The organism is Sphingomonas aerophila, from assembly GCF_014199305.1.
GTDB lineage: Bacteria > Pseudomonadota > Alphaproteobacteria > Sphingomonadales > Sphingomonadaceae > Sphingomonas > Sphingomonas aerophila.
This window is the reverse complement of sequence record NZ_JACIJK010000015.1, coordinates 37,176-58,872: the sequence shown is the minus strand read 5'-3', so window position 1 is coordinate 58,872 and position 21,697 is coordinate 37,176. Positions and strand designations below refer to the sequence as shown.

Genomic DNA, 21,697 nt, shown 5'->3' with positions numbered 1-21,697 from the left:
CCGGCGAGCGCTTGCCAAAGCATTGTGCAGATTTTCGAGGATCGACCCATGGAGTTCCATAATGCACCGATAGCCTAGGCAGACCTCAAAGGAAGCGACCTTGAGAGCTGGTCCAGTGACAACCGGGCCACGGCCCGTACGCTCAGCGGATATGCTCCACCTTCAGGTTCTTGGCTTTCACCTTCTTCCACTCTCGATCGGCGGTCAGGGCAGGCACGCCAAGCTGAATGGCTAAAGCCAGGCAGGAGCGGTCACCAAGGCCGCGCCCGAACTCACGCGTCTGCGCATGCAAGCCTGCCGCAGCGTAGGCTGCGTCGGCATCATGCGAGCGGATTTCGATGCGGAGCTCGCCGAGCAGGTTACGGATAGTGGGCTCATCCAGCCCGCTCAGCAGAAGCTCTTTCACCACTTCCTGCAGATTGATCGCCGACATCGCAGCGCGGCCAATGGCTATATTCCGAGTTCCACCTGGACGCAGTCCATGGGCGACATGCCGGTTGGGCATTTCTGCGACGAGCCGGAGTCCCTGCAAGCCGCGCAGCGGCTCTGCCTGCTGCCGGTCCATGCACCACGTCCGGCCGACGACGTGATCTACCTCGTCGCCTCGTGTCAGCGCTTCTATGAGCATACCATGCCCACGCTGCTCGAGCAGCTATACGCCGAGGGCATCCCACCAGAGCGGATCAAGGTCGTCGTTAATGGGTCCGACCGCAGTGAGGACCGCACCATCGACGGTGTGGAGCATGCGTTCAGCACCCATGATGGCTGGGAGTACAGCGCCCTCTACGAGGCACCGCTGCGCTGGAAATTCGGCTATGCCTTCCTGATGCACGACACCAACGTGATCTTTCCGGGGTTTCGTCGCAGCATCGAGAGCTTCAACCGCCACTTCGCGTGGGATCACCTTCCTGCGTCTCCGCTCGCTCGGTGCCTGCTCGGCTTATACAGCCATGGCTTCCTTTCGCGCCTGAACTCCTGGCTCAAGACCACCCACAAGATCTCCAAACGCGACGGGATCATTGCTGAAGCTAGTGCCGAGCTGCTCCTGCGAGCGCGCTCCGCGCTTGTATTGGGCGATGCCGAAGCAAACGGTCACTTCAAGCAAGCCGAATGGCGCGAGTTGGTGGACCAGTTCAACACTGGCACGCCGCGGGTTCGCCGTGTGTTTCCGGCGATCAAGCTCCACAAATTCATCCACGCCGGCCCCACGAAGCCCGAGGCGCTCTAGCGGGAATGGAAGAGCCGCTCTGGGACAATGACCAATCCATCGGCTGGCGTCTGACGCCAAAGGTGGAAGCGTTGCTGCGCGACCGACGCATCGGCGTGCGGCCGGCTGGACAGCGCCGCTTCGATCATATCATCTTTCCTAAGTCCGTCACCGTCGAGGCTTACTGCAGCTTTCCGGCACAACCCGAGTTTTTCGACCTCGGCGCTTTCTCCTACTCGGAATCGAGTGAGTATTCCGGCCGGGTAAGCGTCGGGCGGTATACCTCGATTGCAAGCGGGGTAGAGTTCTTCGGCGAGCGACACCCCAGCGAGTGGGTGACGCAGTCGATGATCACCTACGACTTCAATTACCCGGGGATCGCTGCCGCCCACCTCGACTTCGGTGGTGGCTTTCCGCCTCCGGCACAGTTCCCCAACCGCTATGGCGGGCCTGTCGTGATCGGACATGATGTCTGGATCGGGCGCAACGTGCAGATCGCGCGTGATGTCACCATTGGGCATGGCGCCGTCATCGCAGCAGGCTCGGTGGTGACGAAGGACGTGGCGCCCTACACGATTGTGGGCGGCGTGCCAGCCAAGCCGATCCGGCTACGCCTCCCTGAGCCGCTCGTTCAGGCGCTGCTTGAGAGCGAGTGGTGGAACTACGAGCCGCCTGTGCTCTGGGAGTTCGACTTCCGGGATCCGGAGCAGTTCTGCCGGCGTTTGGCCGAGGCGAAGAGGGCGGGGCGCGTTACGCGGTTCGAACCTCTGACTACCACGGCCGCACAGTTCGCTCAGGCACTCAGGGCAAGCTGAGGCTGCGAGTAAGCTATCGCTGGAGTAGGTTCAGGTCGAGCTGCTCGGCCGAACAGGTCTTGCGTCGAAGCAGTTTGCGCCGGGCAGTCGCTCTGAGATGCGTCTGCTTCGTCCTGCTCCAGCACCTGACCGGCTGCAACATGAATGGCACGTCAAGCGAAACTCGCCGTTAACCATATTAGGCTAGCCCGTGCCAATCGCGACTTCTCGCCGTCGCGTTCGCTCTCAACGGCTAGCGGTAGGTTGCGCTATGAAGAATGCTGCCCGGACGCAATCGTCGCGTTGTCACGTTTTCTTCCGCGCTATCGGCGAGCTACGCGCCGAACGTTGGAGAGCAGGCGGGCTTGCTGCTGCGGGCACCCTGGTCGGTCTTCTTCAGGTCACAGAACCGGTCCTATTCGGCCGTGCTGTCAATGGCCTCACCGCCAGCGCCGACCCACTCGCCTTCGTCGCGATGTGGTGCGCGGTCAGCCTAGCCGGCTTCTTTGGCGCAATGGTCATCTCGCTCGTCTCGGACCGCATGGCACACAGGCGCCGCTTGAGCTCGATGTCCCGGTTCGTTGAACACCTGCTGGCGCTTCCCCCTGCCTTTCACTTCCAGGCTCGCGCCGGCCGGCTGATGCGCATCATGATCGCCGGCTGTGAGAACTTGTTCGGGCTGTGGCTGCCGTTGCTGCGCGAGCAGTCGGTGAACGCCGTGATCCTGGTCACTCTGATACCGGTGTCGCTGCTGACCAACTGGCGGCTGGCGCTGGTGCTGGTTGCGCTGCTTGTTTCCTATGCTGCCGTGAACGTCGTCGTGATGCGTCGCACCTCGCGCGGCCAGGAGGGCGTCGAGAACCGCTTTGCGGACCTCTCGGGTCAGCTTGGCGACTTGTTCGGCAATGTCTCCGTATTGCAGAGCTTTCTGGCTGTTCCAGGCGAGCTCCGCTCGGTTCGCACCTCGTTGCACGAGCTACTCCACGCTCAGTACCCCGTCTTGAACTGGTGGGCCTTGTCGGCAGTGCTCACCCGAGGCGCGTCCTCGATCGCCATCGTCGCGATCTTCGGTGTCGGCACCGCCCTGGTCCGGCAGCAGCTCGCGACCATCGGCGACGTCGTGACCTTTGTCGGATTTGCAACGCTGATGATTTCGCGATTGGAGCAGCTCACCTCGTTCATCATCGGCACGTCGCAACGCCTGCCCTCTCTCGAGCAGTTCTTTGAGGTACTGGACGCCGGCTCGCACATCACCGAGCGACCGGATGCCAAGGCGCTCCAAGTCGAGCGCGGTCATGTCGCGTTCGAGAACGTATCCTTCCGCTATCCGGGCGGCTCGGGACAAGTATGTGACCTGTCCTTCGAGGTTCAGCCCGGCGAGACGATTGCGATCGTCGGACCAACCGGATCGGGGAAGTCCACTGCACTGGGGCTTCTCCAGCGTGCGTTCGATCCCGACAAGGGCAGAATCCTGGTTGATGGCCAGGACATCCGTGACGTGACCCTCGCTTCCCTTCGCGCCTCGACCGGTGTGGTGTTCCAGGAGGCTGGCTTGTTCAATCGCACGATCGCGGAGAACATCGCCATCGGTAACCCTGAGGCCGAGATGTCGGCGATCGAGGACGCAGCCCGGATGGCGGGGTGCCACGACTTCATCATGCGCAAGGAAGGTGGCTATGCTGCCAGCGTCGGGGAACGAGGTCAGGGGCTTTCGGGCGGCGAACGCCAGCGCCTCGCGATTGCCCGCGCCTTGCTGAAAGATGCACCGATCCTGCTGCTCGACGAGGCTACCAGCGCGCTGGACGTCGCCACGGAAGCACGGCTTCAGAAGAGCCTTGATTGCCTGCGACAGGGCCGCACCACCTTTATCATCGCACATCGGCTTTCGACGATCCGCTCGGCTGACCGCATCATCGTTCTGGACCAGGGCAGGATGGTGGAGGCCGGCACCTTCAATGATCTCGTCGCTCAAGGTGGGATCTTTGCCATGCTGGCGCGCGATGCAGGCCTTGCTGAGGTGGCGAACGATGCGCCCGTGCTCGCCCTGGCAGCGTAGGAGCTACTCTCACGGGCGTTCGCGCAATGCTTGAAAGAGTGGAAACCAGTTGAGGGGGCAATTGCGGGACTGGGCGGTCCGGTAACGGATCGCGTGACGGCCTCCTTTGGCTACCGCTACTTCGCAACCCCGACCGCTGATCTAAGTACGCCACTTCTCAGATCAGGTCGCGTGCGCGGGCTGCGTCGCACGGCATCAAAGCCGGCCTGCGTTTCGGCTTCTGATAAAGCCAGGCCTGTCGTGTCACATGCCGGCGTTAGCCAGCTGCCTCGTCTGACGCCGCCTGTCTCACCAATGTTCTCAATAATGCAAAACCCGGCTTACGTTGGGTGCGAGTTGAACTGAACGTGCGGCTAGTTGCCGGCCTGACCGCCCCAAAAAGTTTATGGCCTCGATATCAGCTTCCGACTTTCAGCATCGTTGAGAGCGACCTCCCGAAAGGTTTCGACACCAAGATCCTCTAGCCCTGTTATGCCGTGCAGGTGATTAGCCGACACCCATGGCAACCAGAAACGGTGTGCGCCGACGCCTCGTCCCCGCCCACCAGGCCCAAGCCCGAAATTTTCCTGCTGCCAGCCTGGACCCAACATGTCGTAGGTCCGGCCCGGCATAGCTAGCATCGCCTTCGTGTCATGAAGCAGCACGCGTGCAACCGCGAGGTAGTGCGGGTCCCCCGTCAGCTGATAAAGCTTGGCATATGAGGGTACGGCCCAATCGAGGTACTCGTCAGTACCTCCGGCCGCTAGCGCAGTGATGCCCTGCAGCCCAGTAGTCGGCACGCCCTTTTTCCAGTGCAGAGCGCGGTCATCGGCGTCGATCGGCATCGGGAGATCCCAGATCCAGATCCAGCTCTCGGCGAAATCTGCCGCGGCCCGCGCGCGGCTGAGCCACCGGTCGTCACCAGTGGCGTCGTAGAGGCTAAGGAACGCTTCCATGCTAAGCATGCCGGCTTCCTTGTCGGTGATGTCAGGAGCATCGCTTGCTCCGCCGACAAAGAGGCCGCGACGGCCGAAGCTGTTCCAGACGTACTCGCCGGCCCGAGCTGCCGCATGCGTGTAGCGTTGATCACCGGTCTGTTTCGACAGTGCGACCAGCAGCGGAACCGGCGCATAACTCGCGGTCCCGCTCGGCTCAGCAGCGATGGTGCTGTTCGGGTACCACCGCCTCGGCCATGATCCATCAGGTCTTTGCTGCTGCAGCAACCAGTTGGCGTATTGGCGTGTCCAGGCGAGCCACTCGGGGTGATCACGCCCGAGTGCTCGCTCGCGTACATAGGCTCCCAAGAGCACGCGCATGTCCTCGCTGGCGTTGCGCAGCCAAGGAGCAAGCCAGTGGTGGTTGTACGGCTTGCCCGTCGCGAGGTCGTACCCCGTCGCGGGAAGCGGGACCGTCGGCAGAGATTTAATCATCGAGCCGATGATGGCCAGCCCTGTTTCCCGCATCTTGGTCCCGCGAGGACTCGGATCGCGATCCCCCTCGCGGAGAAGCTGGTCCGCGCACTCCAGGTTCTTCGAAACGAAGCCCATGCCGGCCATGGTCCAATTCCATTGTCGCTCGCGCACCGGAATTGTAGAAAGAACAAACGGAATGGCCGTGCGATCGCCAATCGTGACCGCTTGCGACTGGAGGTGGTCGAGCAGCACCTCACGCACGAGCGGGACGTTCAATGGCCGGACCACCGGGTTTAGCGTTTCCCAGGCCCAACGCCACGCCTCGCGGCCGCTATCTGGGAAACTTGCCTCTTTCCCGAGCCGGAAGCGAACTTCGTAGCTGTCCACGGCGCCCCGGACGACGGGATGATAGCGGTCGGCCCTGACGGGCTCGGTAGAGGGACGTCGTCGGTCGCCATAGCTGCTCACGCTCGCAGGGTAGCTGAAGCGCAGCGTTGTTCCGCCCTGCGCACCGCTCACCGACAGCGCGCCGACCTGAATCCGAGGATCAATCAGGGTGGGCGAGGCGAGGGTGGTATCGGCCATAATTGTGGACCCACCGGGCTTCGCGTCCAGCATGGCCAGTGATCCACCCTCCCCAAAGGAAAGCGCGAGCAGCGGTGCCGGCATGATATCCTCTCGGAACTCGAGCTTCCGAGCCGCATAGGCCAACGTCCCGCCCGGCGAGCGATCACCATCATGGCTTGGGTCACCATAGATGATCCCCGGCGCCATGACCTGCATGTCACCCCAGCCGACCGCCGGATCGATGCGCCACCCGATTGCGGACGAGAAGCCACCAGGCTGGGACGCGAGCACTTCCAAACGTCGGCGCACCGTGACCACTGCACCAGCGACGGACCAGCGATCTCGAACGCGGAACAGTGGCCTGCCTTCCTCAAGGATGTCGGCGGCTGCCTCCGCCTCACCAGAGACCAAATTTACGGTGTTGTAAGGGACTGAAATCGTCCGGGCTGCCGTCCCAGGCCGAACCAGCTCGATCTGGGCAGGCAGCGGCTGATCGAAGGAAGGCGTGGTTGGCCCTTGCATGAGAAGGCTCCAACCATTCATTCCGTGCACAAATGCGACCAGCGCGCCTGTGCTCGTGGCACCCAGCTTGACCGTTCCAGGCATCTGCTGGCCGGCACTCGCGTGCGTTCCGAAAGCAAAAAGGAAGCCTGCGCCGAAGACCAGAGGCGCAGCTGTGAACCGGAGCTTCTTCACAGGTTTAAGTCTCTCGTGTTGAGAACGCACTCGTGATCGGACTTCCATCATCCGTGACCCTCTAGGTTTGCTGTCGGGCACGGACGAGTTCTCGATCATTGGCCGAAGCGCCAGTAGTCGATCCCGAGCGTCGAGTGCTCGCCGGTGTTTCTGAAAACCAGGAAAAGGTCGTGGCGTCCGATCGCGTTCGAGACCGGAGTTGTGCGCTCCTGCCAGCGCTCGCCCACGTCAACGGCGGGCAATGCCCCGATCACTGGTCCGTCCGCCCGATCCAGACGGAGCTCGATGGTTGCTCCCGCCCTGCCGCCGGTAACGCCGGCGGTGAAGCTTTTCGCGCCAGCCTTTCCAAAGTCCACGCCGGCAACCTTGATGTAACTGCGATCGACCGTGCGAGTGACGTAGACGCCGACGCGGTCGTCCTGCGCCGTGGTGACGCCGGGCGCCCATGCATAGGCCCGATCACGGTCCCGCGGCATACGGGAAGTCCAAGCGATGGTCTCGGCCTCGACACGCCGGTACGGGTCAAGCAGCTCGATCTGTGGCGCGCTGGTCGCGTCCCACCAATGCAGGTTCGGGATTGTGCCGTCGGGATTGTAGCTGAAGCGGGCAACCGACACGGAACGGCGCTCGTGGTGCATCGGTGTCATGGCGAAGTTCAGCTCGTAGCTGAACCCGAAAAGGTAGGAGCCGCCCTTGTAGTCGATGATGCCGGGATGGTTTCCGGTCGCACGCCGGTCGTGGTCCATGATCGGCCCTTTGTAGGTCCATGGACCGGTTGGGCCGTCGCTCATCGCGTAACCGATGCCTTCCGAGCAGCAGGTGGACGCGAACGCCATGTAGTAGCGTCCGGCTCGTCCGTAGAACCATGGCCCTTCCTGATAGTCGGCGATGCGTGGCTGCACCTTTGTGATCGGACCGGCATAGGAGACCATGTCGCGATTGAGCTTCACGTACCAAAGGTCGGGATTGCCCCAGTAGAGGTAGGCCTGCCCATTCTTGTCGATCCAGACGGTGGGGTCGATATTGTCTTTGCCCGGCGCGATCAGCGGCTTGCCGAGCGCGTCCTTGAACGGTCCCTCCGGGCGATCAGCGACCGCAACCGCAATCACGTTCTTAGGCGAGCCGGCAACACTGACCGGGGCATAAAGATAGAATTTACCGTCACGCTCGACCACTTGGGGGGCCCAGGCGTCGTTGTCCTGAACCGCCCAGGGAAAGGTCTTCAGCGAAGCTACGGCGCCCCGGTCTGTCCAGTTCACCATGTCGATGGAGCTGTACAAGCGCCAGTCCAGCATCCTGAAGCCTTCGGCATCGTCTTCGTCGTGGCTGGTATAGAGGTATACGACGCCGTCATGCACGAGCGGTGCGGGATCCGCCGTGAAGCGCGTCTGCACGATTGGGCTTTGGGCTTCAGCTATGCTGCCGCTGGCGAGGGCGGAAACGCCCACCAGTGCTGCAACTCGCCACAAACGTGCCATCGACATAGCCTCTCCTATAGTCAGACTATTACAGCATGTGCGTAAGCAGCAGCTACGCCCTTCTCTACTGCGACATGCTGAATCGACTAAGGTCTTAGCGATGGCGCTCGACTTGCCGCATGTAGATCCTTTCGTTCCGATCTCCCCAGTTGCGACCGCGCACGGTCGCCCACAGCCAACGCCTCATTGCGCGATCGACAGTACCGTGACCGACTTGGGCGGCAAGGTCAGGGATAGCCGCCCCTCTGTCACGCGCGCCGTGATCGGCCGCGGTACGACTGAGTTCGGCTTCTCGAAGGTGTTGACGGTGTCGACCCGATCGGCGGTCAGCACCGTGCCGGAAGCGGTGCGAGCCCGTATGCCTTGGATCTGGGCGTTGATCTCAGCCGGCTTGTTGGCGTCAACATTCGTAAGCGCGATCCAGAGCTTCCCATCGGCACTTCGGGCTGCGATCACATCGATACGTGGCACACTGATATCGCCGGAACGGTACGTGCCGGCGTCGAAGGTGATCGGCAGCCGTGTCGCGTTCTGGAACGGCACGTACATCTTGAAGAGGTGATAAGTGGGAGTCAGCACCATCTTCGGTCCGTCGGTCAGGATCATCGCCTGTAGAACGTTCACCATCTGCGCGATCGCGGTCATGCGAACGCGGTCAGCGTGCCGGGTGAACATGTTCAGATTAATGGAGGCGATGATCGCATCGCGGATCGAATTCTGCTGGTGCAGAAAGCCATCGCGGCTACCGGGCAGCTTGGCGAGCCAGACGCCCCACTCGTCGATCACGAGCGGCACCTTCTTGTCCGGATCGTACTTGTCCATGACCGCCGAGTGGATGCGGATCATGTCCTCCATCTTCAGCGTGTCCTTGATCAGCGCAGCGTACTCGCGCTCGCCAAAGCCGGTGCTGGCATACGAGGGTGGCCAGCTGACCCACGTGTAGTTGTGCATCGACAGACCCTCGATGCTCCAGCTCCAGTCGTGCTCCTTCCAGGCGCGCATGACCGCTTCGGTGTAGTCGGTTCCTGGAGATCCTGGCCCGACCGCGATGCGCTGCATCGGGCTCGACCCCGCGATCGATCCTCCTGCCGGGTTGTCCGTCCCTTGCTGCTGGAGGTTCAGGTTGCGGACGAACCGGGCGTACCTCTTCATCTCGTCGACATAGTAGCCCGATCGGTATGCTCCGCCGCAGCTCCAGCTTTCATTGCCGATCCCAAGGAACTTGACGCGATAGGGCTCGCGGTGACCGTTGGTGGCACGCTCGGCACCAGCAGTCGTGCCCGGATCGGCCGTCATGTACGCCATCCAGTCTGCCGCCTCCTTGACGCTGCCGGATCCCATGTTGACTGAGATGTACGCGTCCGATCCGATCTGCTGGACGAAGTCGAAGAACTCATCGGTGCCGAAGTCGTTCTTCTCGAGCGCGTTGCCCCAGCTGCCGTTGACGGTGACGGCACGCTTCTGCCGCGGGCCGACGCCGTCACGCCAATGATACTCGTCCGCGAAACAGCCACCAGGCCAGCGCACGCTGGGTACTCTGAGGGCCTTTAGAGCGGTGACGACGTCCGTGCGCAGACCGCGCACGTTCGGGATGGGCGATCCTTCGCCGACCCAAACGCCACCATAGATCCCGGTACCCAAGTTCTCGGCGAACTGGCCGAAGATGTTGCGATCGATCGTGGGCCCCGTCGCATCCGCCGAGATGACGACCCTGATCGAGGCCGGCTGTGAAGCGGCCGAAGTCGCACATGTCGCTGTCGCAAGCGCGAAGGCACCTAATAACCTTTTCATTTCGTCCTCTTATCGAGCCACCCGAGCACCATACTACAGCGTCCGGCGTTGAGCGTAAGCAGCCCAGCCTTACCGTTGGAAGTCAGACGGCAGACTGCGGCATCCGGCTCTCGATGATCTCAAGTTTCCTGAGCGCTTGGTGCGAACTGTGCGTCCCATTGCTTATGCAACGCTAAAGCTTGCCGGTACATCCGCGAAGGCGAGGGGAATCTACAAGGGCGGCAAGGCGCGGATCGACCCTGAAGCCGTGCGCAAGCTGGCGAGTGAAGGGGTCAGGCCTTCTCACATTGCTCGTCAGCTCGGGATCTCACGCGGCACGGTACGGCGTGAGATCCCGAGCTGACAATGAGCCTATCGAAAAAGCAGGGGCGCCATCTCGTACAGGCTACGTCGCCAAGTCAGGAACTCATGTGCAGTTTCGGGTGAAACGTAGAAGACGCTGTTGATCCCGGCCGCTTTCAGAGCTGCAGCGTTGGCGCGTGGGTCGGACGAAGGCGCTCCTGGCGGCAAGTTCGACCCTCCGCGGTCGAGCTCGCGACTACCGAAGCTTACGAAAACGAGCTTCACTTTGTCTTTGAAAGCGGGCGTGCTGTTTATATCTTCGAGAGAGAACGTCCCGCCGCTCAGCAATCCGATATAGGCGAACTTGTCGAGGTTCTTGGGGGCAATCAGCTTGGTTTCAAATCCACCCATCGACAGCCCAGCCATCGCGCGATGGCGTGCGTCGGGCAGCGTACGAAAGTGGCTGTCGATGTAAGGCATCAGCTCATCAACCAGCACCGTCCGGAACGGATTTATATCGAAGCTCGCGAGACCGCGCGGTGCGCCAGGTCTGATGTCGTTGGTCATGCCGTAGGTCATGACGATGAGAAAGGGTTTGGCCCGACCTGCAGCGATCAGGTTGTCGAGGATGAGGTTGGCATGGCCCTGATTTGACCACGCTGTCTCATCTTCTCCCCAGCCATGCTGAAGGTAGAGGACAGGATAACGCGTAGCCTTGGTGGCGTCATAGCCTGGCGGAGTATAGACGAAGGCGCGTCGCTGGCTGCCGGTGCTTGGCGATGCAAACAGAACCTGCTGCACATTGCCGTGCGGCACGTCCTTGAGCGCATAAAAGTCAGCGTCGTGCGCTGGTATCTCGATGCCGCTCTCCCAGCGCGTCGAGCCATAGAAGTTGAGGGTGCCCGGATCGTTGAAGGTGCCGCCATCGACGGTCAGATGGTAGTAGTGAAAGCCTTCATCCAGCGGCCCCTCAGAAGTGCCGATCCAGCTTCCATCGGGTGCTTTGGTCAGCACCGTGCCTCCCCGGCCGCCCAGGCCCAGGCTGACCTTAACCGCTTTTGCGTCAGGGGCCACAATCCGGAAGCGGGCATAACCTTGCGAATTGACCTGAGGGTACTGCTGCCCGGGCTGGTTGAGGGATGATGGCCTGAAGTCTTCCACAGGAGCTGTGGTTGGAGCCGTGGTCTGAGCTGATGCAGCGCTGATTGCGAAAACGACAGCTGACACTCCGCCGACGACTGATCTCACCTCTGGCCTCCTTCTTCGTTCCGCTCCTTGTTTGGGCGGCTTCCGAGTTGTCTGAGTATTGAAGGAGATGTTGTAGATTGCCAAGGCAAGCTGATCGGGCGCCTGGTTCAGGACTTCGTCGTCGAGCTGGCACGCGCCTCGCACGAGGAGTTCAATCGGGGCACCGTGCGTTGACCCGCTGAGCACCTTTTGAAGAAGCATCTCAGTGATCGTCGTCAGTGTCTATGGCGTTCCAAGGTGTGGCCGATGGCAAACTGATGGCCGTCCGTTGCGGACCGTTCCCGTACTACCCTGGCCGTAGGCTCGTACCGCCAGCGCTGCGTGCTATTGTCGCGAATGTGCTAAGTTCTGCAACAGCGATGGAACGCACCTGCTCGCCTCGTTGCGGCGTGTCGCAAATATTTGTTGCACAAGAGGTTGTTTTCGGATCACATTTGCAACAAGCGGATCAGCTAAGGACTGTTCGTTCCTCCGCCTTACGCACAAATGATCACAGGTGGGACGATTGTCACGGATGATGACACTGCCGAGTGCCTTCGCAAATATGTGCGCCGATCGGCAGGGTGGCCGGCCTACCGGCCCCGGTTCCTAGTGCACTGTTCGCATCTATAGCGCGCTCGAGGCTCGCAGCAGTGAACATGGCTAAGGAACCGGCTGCCGCTAAAGTCGGGAACTGTGCGGCGAGGAGGGCAGGTCACCCTCCGGTCGAAAATGCCCACCCGTGTAAGTATCCCCTGACTCAGATCACGTGAGAACCTCTCGGGTTAAGCTTACATTCCTCTGCTCGACCTTCGACGATCATGACGGACGCAATAACTCCGATAACGACGTTGCCAGCAAAGAGGGGGCTAGCCATGAGAAAAGCGCTTTTTACAGCCTTAGCCTTCAGTGCCGTGTTTAGCTCCTCTGTAGCCGCTCAGGATCAGGTCGAACAAACTGCCTGGAAGCGGTACCTACTTGAGCTTCACGACCATTTTTGTGGCGAGGTCACACCCTGCACTGACGTTCACATTCCGACATCCACCATCGAGGCAGAGTGGAGCGGCGATACGGTTGGGCGCTTAAATTTGCACACGTTGGCCGATCCTATTCCAGCGCCCGGTCTCGTTCAAAGGCGAACTTCTTTCAACTTTGGGTCCGAGTTTCAGAGGTTTGCTGATAACATTGACTATACGCCGCGCATAACGTCGCCTGCGTTGCAGAGTCAGGTCCGCGCCGCGAGGAAGGTATACGATCGCGAGACGACCCGCTTCTTAACACTCTCGCGAAATAACGATGGAGAATGGAAGACCTTCAACGAAAGTCAGGCTGCACTGCCTCGCTTTCAGCAGAAAACCCGGCTGCAATGGTCTGCCCAGTATGCACCGAAGGAGTACACAGCCCGTCAAACTGCAGCCGCATCAAAGCAGTCATGGGATAGTATGGTACAAAAGACCTATCCTGGCCAGGTCGGGACCTGGCTTGATAGCGCTAAGAACCCGGCTCTGGAAACCGCCGTCGATAGCGCGGGTCAGTCAGTTGATGTCTACCCCTATCTTGTGAATGGTAACCTCGAGGACTTTCGTCGACAATCTCGGGAGGCGCTGACTGGCGACGACTGGCAACCTGAGCGGAGGATTGCAGTTAAGGCCAGTCGAAGTACGACAGACTTTGAACAGAAGTCGGGCGGTCTTACTTTAGGAGTAGAGTTCGACAACTTTTCGCTCGATCTCTCAGGTAGAAGGATGAGCTTTAGTCGGCATATTACAGCAAATAATCAAAGCATGGAAATCGGGTTTGGCCGAACAAAGACGTTCACTGTAACGCCGGGTCGTTGGTTCAACAGCGGATTGATCAGCGAGTTTGGTCAGGGTCCTTTCTTTAATAAGCCAGCGAAACCGTATTTTGGTGCGAGCGGCATGATGCCCGCGCGCGTACACGAGATCATCGTGGGTTACCGGCCGACCGTGTTGGTTGAACTCACGGCCGGCGAGTTGTCGGAAGCACAGACAATCTCCGCAGGAGGTGGTGGTCTGAAGATCGGCCCGTTTCGCATTGGCGGCAGTGGGAGCAAGCTAAAGTACACTAAAGTTGAGAGTGCGGGCGGTAACTTATACCGCCTATTCGACGACTCCGACCGGGTGTACATTATAGCAATGCGCTCCTTACCGCTTCAGTAGGTGTGTCAGCCCGGTCGTCCTTCATCGCGCTTGCTGCGCTGGTGATTGGGGGATCAGTCGCGCTCGCAGCACAACTCTCATCTTTGTCGATACCATACCTTCATCGACTTTCCTCTTCCGCGGCGCGCTTATTTATGACGCCTGCACCGGGGTCAGTTACGGCCGGCTCGGACCTTGGGAGTCAGTTCGAAGCGGTGCTCCCTTCCGACACGAGTATCCGCTTCTTACGAGAGCCGATCCGCCTAACACGAGATGATGCAGCAGCTGCCGATTGGCACTATCGCTTAAGCGACCACACTATACGGTTGCTTGGTAGCAGATACGCTCCTGGCTATGATTTTTCAGATCAGTATGAAGCGCTTGTTGAGAAGGTAGACCGCGCTAGCGCAGACGGCGAGATTCCAAGAACTAAGTCAATCAGTCGAGCGGTCCAGTTGTTGCGGAGCTCCGAGTTCGACGTGGTGAATATCCTCTCCGGAGGCACCGTTATGAAACAGGATCGACCTTACGCCTTGGGAGACGAGGACGAATTCAAAATAGAGATTGGCAGGGGCTTACCATCCTCCTTGGCGCAGGTCGCAATTCAGGACTCTGTGGCATATGTCGGACTGACAAATGGGAGTGCCTTCCCTTCCGCTGAGGTCAGAAAGGACGTGGTCGCGTATAGGACCGGACCTAGTTACGCGACATGTCGCCGGATCATACGCGGAGATTGGTACGATCCAGCGTTTCTAGCCGGTGTTGCTCCAGAGCTGCCGCACAATACTCGAGAGGTTTACTTCGGCGTATCGGCAGGCTCACTTCGGTATGTTCCTTACTGCATTCTCATTATGAAATCGCCAACCGTACGGTTAGATGCGCCATTCGCAGCTAGCGGTGTGGTACTACCGACGTCAGTGTACCTTGGAGGTTCAATCGATCGACTTGTGGTAGATGCGAGGCAGCGGCCGGAAGGAGGCTGGTCAGCGGTTGGAGGAGGCGAGTTCATTATCGTGGGAATTGCTTTCTCGGATTCTTTAAAGCCTGGGCGTACGGGTCATGATTAGGACCGCTATTCTGGGCCTTCTAACGGGAGCTTTCGGGTTCTTGGTCGTTTATACAGCGATAGACATGGTGAGACTCTTCGCAGGCAGAAGGGCGCTCGACATATTAGAAATACCGTCAGACAGGGTCTACGTGCTTGCGTCGCAGCCTGTACAAACCTCGATAAGATCACCCGCGCAAAGCGGATTCAGTATCTTCTTTGGCCGAGGCAGCTCGTCTCTCGGCAGGGAAGCTTCCGAGTTAGTAGGTCAGATCGGCGTCGCGTTAAAAGAATGTAATAGGACGGCGAGATCAGTCATTGTGGGATCAGCTAGTGCGGAGCCGTTTGCCGACCGGTCAGATGAGAAGAACATAGCTTTAGCCCACGAACGTGCGGAACTCGTCAAGGCGCTGATTGTGCAGTCCGGGCCCTCGCCCGACACTTTGACGGTGAAACGATGGAGCAGCTTCGGTCAACTTACTCGGTCAATAAGTCCGTCGAGGATAGCCAACCATATCGGGCGGGCGAATATGGCGAGACGGGTCGACGTATTTCCGGAACAGGGGCACGAGTGTGTTCCCCATTGGGCAAACGGCACCATCAACTCACCGTGAAGTGGGTACGCACGTGTTAGGCGCCATCGTAACTCGCTATAGCTTACCTGCTGCTCTTGTTGTCGAAAGAATGGTCCGCAAGCCGGCGTTTACAGTTTGATCCAATATTAGAGCGATGAGTTTCAATCGACCCTTCAGGGCCATCCCGATCCAGTTAGGCGAGCACTACCGGGCCAAAGAGAGGCGCAAGCGCTTAAGATTTAATCTGCTCTATGGTTTGCTGCTCGGAGCAGCGGCGCTCATCGGGGGCCTTATCGGGATTGTATCAACCGCGGACCAGTCAGGCCTACGACCTGGTTACGATGACGTCGTGTCTGGATGCACAGTCACGGACGGCGACACGATCCGCTGCAGTGGCGAGCGCATCCGCTTGCTGGGCATCGATGCTCCAGAATTCCCGGGCCATTGCAGGAGCGGTCGTGTTTGTGCGCCAGGGGACCCTTACGTCTCGAAGGCCAGCCTTGAGCGCGCGATGGTGGGAAGCTTACGGATCAATCGGTTTGGGCAGGATCGTTATGGGCGAACGTTGGCGGCAGTGTCAGGGGACCGTGGCGATCTTTCCTGTTACCAGCTCGAACACAGCCACGCGATCTACAAGAGCAATTGGGACAACGCTCGTCGGATAGCCCGAACGTGCCCTTCTGCGGCGCTGTTCTAACAGACGCTTCTCGTTTGAGTTGCTGCAATCCGATCTCGTACGCCGGTTTGAATAACGGCGGACAAGTCGCCTTGGACGACAGGAGCAATGACCCTTTAATTAGCCAGGCATGCACCTGCACTCGTCCGCGGTTGCGACAAGTCGACCAAACTGGCCATACGAGCTCTCGCCCTTTTCAATGGAAACACGCATGCCGCTAGAGCTCTATGGTGACTATGATCGTCGCGCGGTTCACGACATCTTCGATCCGAGCTCCTCCTTCGCTACCGGCGCCGGTATGTGGGGTATTCGTGGCATCATCCGAATACCTAATCAGCCACGCGATTTTGTGCTGTTCGTAACCCTCGGCAAGCAAGAGGGCGCACACCAATTTGATGAAAGCATCAACGATCAAGGTATCCTGCGCTGGCAGTCGCAGCCGAAGCAGGATCTCTCGAGCCCCGTGATTGCCGACTTGATCCGCCACGACGCTAAGGCAAGCACCGTCCACCTGTTCCTCAGAACCAATCGAATGCGTGGTGGCGTAGCTCCGCCGTTCACCTATCTCGGCCCCCTACGATACCATGATCACGATGTGGACCGGGCTCAGCCTGCGCACGTCGCCTGGGAGTTGCTCGCTTGGCCTATCCCTGAACCGGTGCTCAGTGCGATGCAGCTTACGCTGGCAACCGAAGTAGCCGACCACAATGACACCGCCATTCTACCGAACGGTGTGGAAGCCGAGTCACTGATTGAGGAGGAGCCGCCGACCACGGCAACTCCGCCCGGCGAACCGACAGGTAGCTTCAAGGCACGCAAGCTTCGATACCAATCTTCCGACCAGTCGCGTGCGCTTGGTCTTGCTGGTGAGCTCTTGGTGCTAGAGCGCGAACGTGCACGGTTGATTGAGGCGGGGCGTAGCGATCTTGCCGCTCAGGTGGAGCATACCTCGGTGCTGAAGGGTGACGGTGCCGGGTACGACATTGCATCCTTCTTTCTCGACGGCCAGTCTAAGTATATCGAGGTCAAAACGACCACTGGTACCAAAACCGCAGACTTTCTCGTTTCACCCAACGAAGTAGCTTTTTCGGAGAAGCATGCCGATCAGTTCGAGTTGTGCCGTGTGTTCGCCTTTAACCGCGAGGCAGCCTCGGCGCGCAGCTACTCGATATTTGGGAGTATGAGAGAGAAGCTGTTCCTGATTGAAACCCAGTATCGTGCACGAGCGAGCATGGCTTAAGTGTTCTTGATGGGGAGCGGAGCGTGTCAATGTGAATATCAGACTTGATCCAGGCTAGTCTGCTGACAAGATGCACGCGGAACTTCGAGCCATCGGTCACAACATCGCTGACTCTCTTGGAATCGGCATCAGCATATGAGACCGACGAGATAAGTTCGCCGAGCGATTGATGCGATGGATGGTCGAACTGCGCGAGGGCGGCAAACTGTGCTTAGATCGAAGCCTCTCCGGGCGTCGGGCAGGTTGAGGGCCAGCCCGCGTTAGGAGGCGCACCGCGGTTGAAGAAAGACGCTAAAGGTATCTACAGCTTATAATACATTTTGACAATGTCACCTATACCTTCCATATACCTCGCCGCGGTCGATAAGGCTGTAACAGGAGGCAGGTATGTCGGATAATGTCGTTCAGGTCCTTACTTACAAGTCGGTGGCAACGATTTTAGCTGTTGGCGGAACGCAGTCGTGGACGCTCGATCGCAATCGAGCCAAAGGGTGTAAGTATGTCGTTTGCTGCCGAAACGCGAACACGCGCGAGGCGGAAGGTAACGAGGCACATGGCTCCGCGTTCATGGTCGGAAAAGTGTCTGACGTGGTGTCATCAACCGACCATGACGGCCGGTGGCTCATCTTATTTAGCGAATATGCAACAGTCGATGTTGGCGAGCAGTGGGAAGGACGTAACCCGGTGCGCTTCTACACCGTCGAGGATTATGAAGGGCACATCGATTTTGACGCTCTTGACTGGAAGCCTATGCCCGAGCCGGAGGCGAAGATTGGTACGGTGCCGCCGTCACAGGGATTGACCATCACGCAAGCCAAAGCAGCTCTGGCTGCAACGTTCGGAGTTGACCCGTCCGCTGTGGAAATCACCATCCGAGGCTGAGTTATGGCTGTTGTGCCAAACGCAAACGAGGCTTGGAGGGCGGCAACCTCCAGGCCTCGATTGATCGCCGTGACACATGCAGGTGCGAGGCGGGCGTGAAGATAGGACGTTCTCCACGATCTGCCGTTACAGTTGAACCGACAGCTGCCAGTTCATGGACTTGGTACGAGCAAGGATCTCCGAGACCGACGTGAGCAGCAGCTCTCCGGTCAGCTTGTTGAACAAAGCAACACGATGCCGGGAGCCAAGCTGGTCGGCCGCGGCGATCTCACTCTCAGTCAGCGCAAAGAAGAACCCGGCAAAGTCGGGCTGTACCCGCGGCTGATTAGCGGCCTTGATTTCCACAAAGGTGATTGTGGAAAGGCAGGCTCGAACCTGCGTCCGATCGGCGAGATCGATAGGGTGAGGGATAGCGAGCGCGTCGAAGCTGGATGCCTTAATGACGATCCCGGTCTCAGCCAGTTCCTCAAGCAGAACCCGCAAGCCTGGGCCTTTCGGGCGAGGAACCCATTGCTCCATGGAGAGGATTGCTTGCTGCTCTCCGGCAGCACCTCCCTCATTCGCAAGCCGAGCCAGATGGGCCCGCTTCGCGGCAATCACCTCCAACGGAGACAATGCTCAGCTCTCTGCTTCCTGGGCCGGCGTGACTGGCACCGATCGTCCCTCATAGTCGAGACCAGCAATTTTGAGGGCAGGGGAGTCCGCAGCCCATTCGAGCCGGCGCGTCTTGCTGGCGAGATCCGGTGCGCTGGTCACGAAGCGCTCATCATAGCGAAGATAGAGCGTGTTGAAGAACCGCTCGATGCGGAGCACACTGTCGTCCTCCGGATAATGATCAAGCAGGCCGCCTCGAGCGCCGGGTTTCATTTCGACCATGCCAAAGCCGATAGCCTCGTATCGGCTCACGTCATTGCGGATGCCGCGGCGCCCAACCAGTTCGCGGAGGGCATTATGAAAGCGCATGATGCCGGCGACTGGATCACCCCCAGCCGTTAGCGCCAGGTCATTCGCCGCCAGAACCTTCTCAGGTTCGGTACCCGCGGCCTCACCCACTTCCTCCAGCAACTCCTCTGCCTGCCGATTTGCGCGCAAGAGAACGAGGTATCCCAGAACCAGAGCCGGATAGGTGATGTGCAGATTGGTGCACTCGCCGATTGTCTCTTCCATGCGGTTGGTGAGATTGCGAAAGGCCCCGGTCACCCCTTTGCACGAAACGGCCAGCACTGGCCCGATACCGTCGCGTGTGACCACTACATCGACGTTCTTGGTTTTGAGGCCCCCGAGAATGGTACGCTCGCCCCCGCCAGCGCGACCCTCATCATAATGGAGGACCGGCGGTCGACCGGACCGGCGTTCAACCCTGAATGGCGGTCGCGGCGTAATGTCGTCGGGATCGAAGCCGCCCTCGAGCACCAGCCGGCACGCAACGTACCAGTGGAGAGGCTTGATGTGGCTGGCGCTCTGCGTCTTGCCGGTGAAGTCCGCGAAAGCGGAAAGAGCCTGAGCTTGGGTCGTCCAACGGCAAACCTCACCCGCCATAATGACGCCAGCGCTGCATGATCGAAATTCCCTCTTCCAGCGCCGATGCGCTCGCCGGCGTGATTGCGCCTGATGGCGCGAACAGCAAGCGGCCCGCCTCCCGCGGCTCCAGTTTCAGCATGCCACCACCCAACGGATGACCCTCGAGCTCGCAACTGAGCTGGGAGAGGGGGGTCCCCCAGCCTGGCAATAGCTTGGTCGCCAGCGTCCGATCGCGCACGCGAACGCCATGCACCGTATTTGTGCAGGTCACACCTGCCGAGTTTTGCACGAGGTTGGCGCTACGACCGGCCATGTAGCTCATGATGAAATCGGGCACCTGGACATCGGGGACCGCGTACCAGGGTTCACGGTTGCGGCATTTATAGCCCTGCCGTGCTTCCTGACCCGCACTGCTGTCGAGATAGCGGCGCACCGATGGCGAGATCTCTTGCCCACGCTGCAGACGGAGTAACATGACCGGCTCATCCGCCTTTTGCCATGCTGCGACCGTAGTGGGCGTGATTGATCGCTGAGCGAGCATGCGCCCCGTCCGCACCGTTGGGTGGAGATATGCAGTTGGGATCTTCCAGCGCTTCGCCTCTGACGGTCGAAGGTGGAAGAAGCCGTTGTCGCCACTGACATAGCCGATCCCGACGCTAGCAAAGCTGCTCAGCCGATGGCTGCCAGGATCGCCAGCTATGGTGCGGTATGCGTCCCGGATCGAAGCGGGCAGCAGGTAAGGCCGCAACCGCCGGTTCCAATTCTCGCGCCATTCGCTGAGCGGTATCTTTTCCGCCTGCTTAGGCGGCCGGGCAGACCACGCGAAACGGTCCAGAACGGTGAACGCGATGTGGTCCGTCGTGCCGCCAAAGCCTTCGGTGTAGAGAAGCCAGCAGTCCTCAGACAGGTCTGGAAACAGCTTTTCACGGACGGCGACGAGCTGCACGCGCTTGAAGTGGGCCACGAGGTACTCGAGCAGCGGTGCGGCGTAAGGAGCGTGCCCAATCTCGGCCGGCACGACAAACGCCATGCGGCCTCCCGGCTTCAACAATCCCGCTGTCGCGACCAGAAACGGTGCCCACGAGGAGGCCAGCCCGCTGAAGGTTGCTCCCTGTGCTGCACACAGAGCTAACGCTCGAGCGCGGACTGCGCCTTTGAAGGTCTGATAGCGGATGAAAGGCGGATTGCCGGCTGTGCACTCGAAGCGTTCAGCCGTGGCCTCGGCCCATTGGAAGAAGTCACCCTCGTGCACGAGGGCCGCTGGCGCCCGGGTGATCGCCACATGAGCTGACACAGGGTCTTGCTCGATCCCGACGCTATTTGAGTGCTCGACCAGGAAGCGGCCATCGCCGCAGCTTGGATCAAGCATGCGGTCCCCATCTCGCCGTACCGCCCAGCTGACGAGGGCAGATACAACGTCGTTGGGGGTGTAATAGGCGCCGGCCTCCTTCTGCGACAGACGCACGGTCATGCTGCCTGCCCGAGCGAGCTACGGCCACCTGGTATGTGCCGGTATAGCGTCGATGGCTGAACCCCCATCTGCCTCGCGACTTCCTCAACCGTGATAGACGGATCAGACAGCATCGCCTTGGCACGCCGGATCTCAGCTTCGCCCATCGAGGGTTTACGACCACCTCGACGTCCTAAAGCACGTGCATGAGCCAACCCAGCCTGGGTGCGCTCGAGGGTTAGCTCACGCTCAAACTCAGCAATGGCCGCGAGCAGGTGAAAGGTTAGCCGCCCGCCCGGGCTGGTTGTGTCGATTGCCTGGGTGAGGACCTTCAGACCGATCTCGCGCCCCTGCAGCAGCTCCGCCGTCTCGACCAGCTGACGAACGGACCGGGCAAGGCGATCAAGCTTCCACACTACCAGCACGTCACCGGCGCGGAGGTACTCTAGCGCAGCCTGCAGCTCAGGCCGGTCGCGCTGCGCGCCCGACGCCTTCTCCATGAAGACTTTCTCGCAGCCGGCTCCACGAAGAGCCTCGAGCTGCAAGGCTGGGTTCTGATCGCGGGTCGAGACGCGTGCATAGCCGACGAACAAGGCTCAACCTCCGAAAACTCATACCGGCAGCCCCGGATTTCGGAGACGCGTACAAGAGAGCGTTTTC

The 21,697-nt window shown here is 60.0% G+C and carries 18 protein-coding genes; 9 read left to right on the top strand and 9 right to left on the bottom strand.

Translation table 11 applies throughout. The annotated features are described in order from the left end of the window. Positions 1 to 142: 142 nt before the first annotated feature. Complete coding sequence (locus FHS94_RS17895) at positions 143 to 505, bottom strand: PIN domain-containing protein (protein ID WP_343055352.1); 363 nt, start codon at positions 503 to 505, stop codon at positions 143 to 145. Here FHS94_RS17895 and FHS94_RS17890 point away from each other — a divergent pair. The 3 genes from FHS94_RS17890 (at position 482) to FHS94_RS17880 (ending at position 4,057) form a co-directional block, all read left to right on the top strand. Next, entirely contained in the window at positions 482 to 1,228 is a 747-nt protein-coding gene (locus tag FHS94_RS17890; RefSeq protein WP_184060458.1) for a hypothetical protein, read from the top strand. The genes FHS94_RS17895 and FHS94_RS17890 overlap by 24 nt on opposite strands. Before the next feature lie 5 nt (positions 1,229 to 1,233). Continuing rightward, complete coding sequence (locus tag FHS94_RS17885; protein ID WP_184060447.1) at positions 1,234 to 2,022, top strand: CatB-related O-acetyltransferase; 789 nt, start codon at positions 1,234 to 1,236, stop codon at positions 2,020 to 2,022. 250 nt (positions 2,023 to 2,272) lie between these two features. Then, positions 2,273 to 4,057, top strand: coding sequence for an ATP-binding cassette domain-containing protein (locus FHS94_RS17880; protein ID WP_184060445.1), 1,785 nt, complete (start codon positions 2,273 to 2,275; stop codon positions 4,055 to 4,057). Positions 4,058 to 4,440: 383 nt separating this feature from the next. Here the strand turns inward: FHS94_RS17880 and FHS94_RS17875 are convergent, their stop codons facing one another. From FHS94_RS17875 to FHS94_RS17865, 3 genes are all read right to left on the bottom strand, one after another. Continuing rightward, entirely contained in the window at positions 4,441 to 6,537 is a 2,097-nt protein-coding gene (locus FHS94_RS17875; RefSeq protein WP_184060443.1) for a glycoside hydrolase family protein, read from the bottom strand. Between the two features lie 269 nt (positions 6,538 to 6,806). Further along, positions 6,807 to 8,195 (bottom strand): glycoside hydrolase family 43 protein, encoded by a 1,389-nt coding sequence (locus FHS94_RS17870; RefSeq protein WP_184060441.1) that lies wholly within the window; start codon positions 8,193 to 8,195, stop codon positions 6,807 to 6,809. Positions 8,196 to 8,372: 177 nt separating this feature from the next. Beyond that, positions 8,373 to 9,980: an alpha-N-arabinofuranosidase gene (locus FHS94_RS17865; RefSeq protein WP_184060439.1), complete on the bottom strand. Its 1,608-nt coding sequence runs from the start codon at positions 9,978 to 9,980 to the stop codon at positions 8,373 to 8,375. A gap of 148 nt (positions 9,981 to 10,128) precedes the next feature. Between FHS94_RS17865 and FHS94_RS17860 the strand changes: the two genes are divergently transcribed. Then, a complete protein-coding gene (locus FHS94_RS17860) occupies positions 10,129 to 10,323 on the top strand; it encodes a helix-turn-helix domain-containing protein (RefSeq protein ID WP_246348877.1) in 195 nt (64 codons plus the stop codon). 8 nt (positions 10,324 to 10,331) lie between these two features. Here FHS94_RS17860 and FHS94_RS17855 read toward each other — a convergent pair whose 3' ends face one another. Next, complete coding sequence (locus FHS94_RS17855) at positions 10,332 to 11,711, bottom strand: alpha/beta hydrolase-fold protein (protein ID WP_221234870.1); 1,380 nt, start codon at positions 11,709 to 11,711, stop codon at positions 10,332 to 10,334. A 653-nt stretch (positions 11,712 to 12,364) separates the two neighbouring features. Here FHS94_RS17855 and FHS94_RS17850 point away from each other — a divergent pair. From FHS94_RS17850 to FHS94_RS17830, 5 genes are all read left to right on the top strand, one after another. Further along, positions 12,365 to 13,669: a hypothetical protein gene (locus FHS94_RS17850; protein WP_184060437.1), complete on the top strand. Its 1,305-nt coding sequence runs from the start codon at positions 12,365 to 12,367 to the stop codon at positions 13,667 to 13,669. Between the two features lie 1,038 nt (positions 13,670 to 14,707). After that, complete coding sequence (locus tag FHS94_RS20005) at positions 14,708 to 15,307, top strand: OmpA family protein (RefSeq protein ID WP_184060435.1); 600 nt, start codon at positions 14,708 to 14,710, stop codon at positions 15,305 to 15,307. A gap of 115 nt (positions 15,308 to 15,422) precedes the next feature. Then, complete coding sequence (locus tag FHS94_RS19825; protein ID WP_184060433.1) at positions 15,423 to 15,965, top strand: thermonuclease family protein; 543 nt, start codon at positions 15,423 to 15,425, stop codon at positions 15,963 to 15,965. 190 nt (positions 15,966 to 16,155) lie between these two features. Further along, the gene (locus FHS94_RS17835) at positions 16,156 to 17,184 is read left to right on the top strand and encodes a DUF3427 domain-containing protein (protein WP_184060431.1); all 1,029 of its coding nucleotides are present in this window, start codon (positions 16,156 to 16,158) and stop codon (positions 17,182 to 17,184) included. Positions 17,185 to 17,571: 387 nt separating this feature from the next. Further along, positions 17,572 to 18,066 carry a hypothetical protein gene (locus tag FHS94_RS17830; protein ID WP_184060429.1) on the top strand — a complete coding sequence of 165 codons (495 nt, stop codon included), beginning with the start codon at positions 17,572 to 17,574 and terminating at the stop codon, positions 18,064 to 18,066. 126 nt (positions 18,067 to 18,192) lie between these two features. Here the strand turns inward: FHS94_RS17830 and FHS94_RS17825 are convergent, their stop codons facing one another. From FHS94_RS17825 to FHS94_RS17810, 4 genes are read right to left on the bottom strand one after another with little or no spacing between them, the layout of a single operon-like run. Then, positions 18,193 to 18,672 (bottom strand): hypothetical protein, encoded by a 480-nt coding sequence (locus tag FHS94_RS17825; RefSeq protein ID WP_184060427.1) that lies wholly within the window; start codon positions 18,670 to 18,672, stop codon positions 18,193 to 18,195. Between the two features lie 12 nt (positions 18,673 to 18,684). Continuing rightward, a complete protein-coding gene (locus FHS94_RS17820) occupies positions 18,685 to 19,605 on the bottom strand; it encodes a hypothetical protein (RefSeq protein ID WP_184060425.1) in 921 nt (306 codons plus the stop codon). Continuing rightward, positions 19,595 to 21,058: an N-6 DNA methylase gene (locus FHS94_RS17815; RefSeq protein ID WP_184060423.1), complete on the bottom strand. Its 1,464-nt coding sequence runs from the start codon at positions 21,056 to 21,058 to the stop codon at positions 19,595 to 19,597. Before FHS94_RS17815 ends, FHS94_RS17820 begins: the two co-directional genes overlap by 11 nt. Further along, positions 21,055 to 21,630: a recombinase family protein gene (locus FHS94_RS17810; RefSeq protein ID WP_093008072.1), complete on the bottom strand. Its 576-nt coding sequence runs from the start codon at positions 21,628 to 21,630 to the stop codon at positions 21,055 to 21,057. The genes FHS94_RS17815 and FHS94_RS17810 overlap by 4 nt, the downstream gene beginning before the upstream one ends. Positions 21,631 to 21,697 lie beyond the last annotated feature (67 nt).

Bases quoted from the DNA above. Each gene is read 5' to 3' on its own strand.
- FHS94_RS17890 (WP_184060458.1), top strand. From the start codon at position 482: ATGGGCGACATGCCGGTTGGGCATTTCTGCGACGAGCCGGAGTCCCTG.
- FHS94_RS17895 (WP_343055352.1), bottom strand. From the start codon at position 505: ATGCCCAACCGGCATGTCGCCCATGGACTGCGTCCAGGTGGAACTCGG.
- FHS94_RS17885 (WP_184060447.1), top strand. From the start codon at position 1,234: ATGGAAGAGCCGCTCTGGGACAATGACCAATCCATCGGCTGGCGTCTG.
- FHS94_RS17880 (WP_184060445.1), top strand. From the start codon at position 2,273: ATGAAGAATGCTGCCCGGACGCAATCGTCGCGTTGTCACGTTTTCTTC.
- FHS94_RS17875 (WP_184060443.1), bottom strand. From the start codon at position 6,537: ATGCAAGGGCCAACCACGCCTTCCTTCGATCAGCCGCTGCCTGCCCAG.
- FHS94_RS17870 (WP_184060441.1), bottom strand. From the start codon at position 8,195: ATGTCGATGGCACGTTTGTGGCGAGTTGCAGCACTGGTGGGCGTTTCC.
- FHS94_RS17865 (WP_184060439.1), bottom strand. From the start codon at position 9,980: ATGAAAAGGTTATTAGGTGCCTTCGCGCTTGCGACAGCGACATGTGCG.
- FHS94_RS17855 (WP_221234870.1), bottom strand. From the start codon at position 11,711: ATGCTTCTTCAAAAGGTGCTCAGCGGGTCAACGCACGGTGCCCCGATT.
- FHS94_RS17850 (WP_184060437.1), top strand. From the start codon at position 12,365: ATGAGAAAAGCGCTTTTTACAGCCTTAGCCTTCAGTGCCGTGTTTAGC.
- FHS94_RS20005 (WP_184060435.1), top strand. From the start codon at position 14,708: ATGATTAGGACCGCTATTCTGGGCCTTCTAACGGGAGCTTTCGGGTTC.
- FHS94_RS19825 (WP_184060433.1), top strand. From the start codon at position 15,423: ATGAGTTTCAATCGACCCTTCAGGGCCATCCCGATCCAGTTAGGCGAG.
- FHS94_RS17835 (WP_184060431.1), top strand. From the start codon at position 16,156: ATGCCGCTAGAGCTCTATGGTGACTATGATCGTCGCGCGGTTCACGAC.
- FHS94_RS17830 (WP_184060429.1), top strand. From the start codon at position 17,572: ATGTCGGATAATGTCGTTCAGGTCCTTACTTACAAGTCGGTGGCAACG.
- FHS94_RS17820 (WP_184060425.1), bottom strand. From the start codon at position 19,605: ATGGCGGGTGAGGTTTGCCGTTGGACGACCCAAGCTCAGGCTCTTTCC.
- FHS94_RS17815 (WP_184060423.1), bottom strand. From the start codon at position 21,058: ATGACCGTGCGTCTGTCGCAGAAGGAGGCCGGCGCCTATTACACCCCC.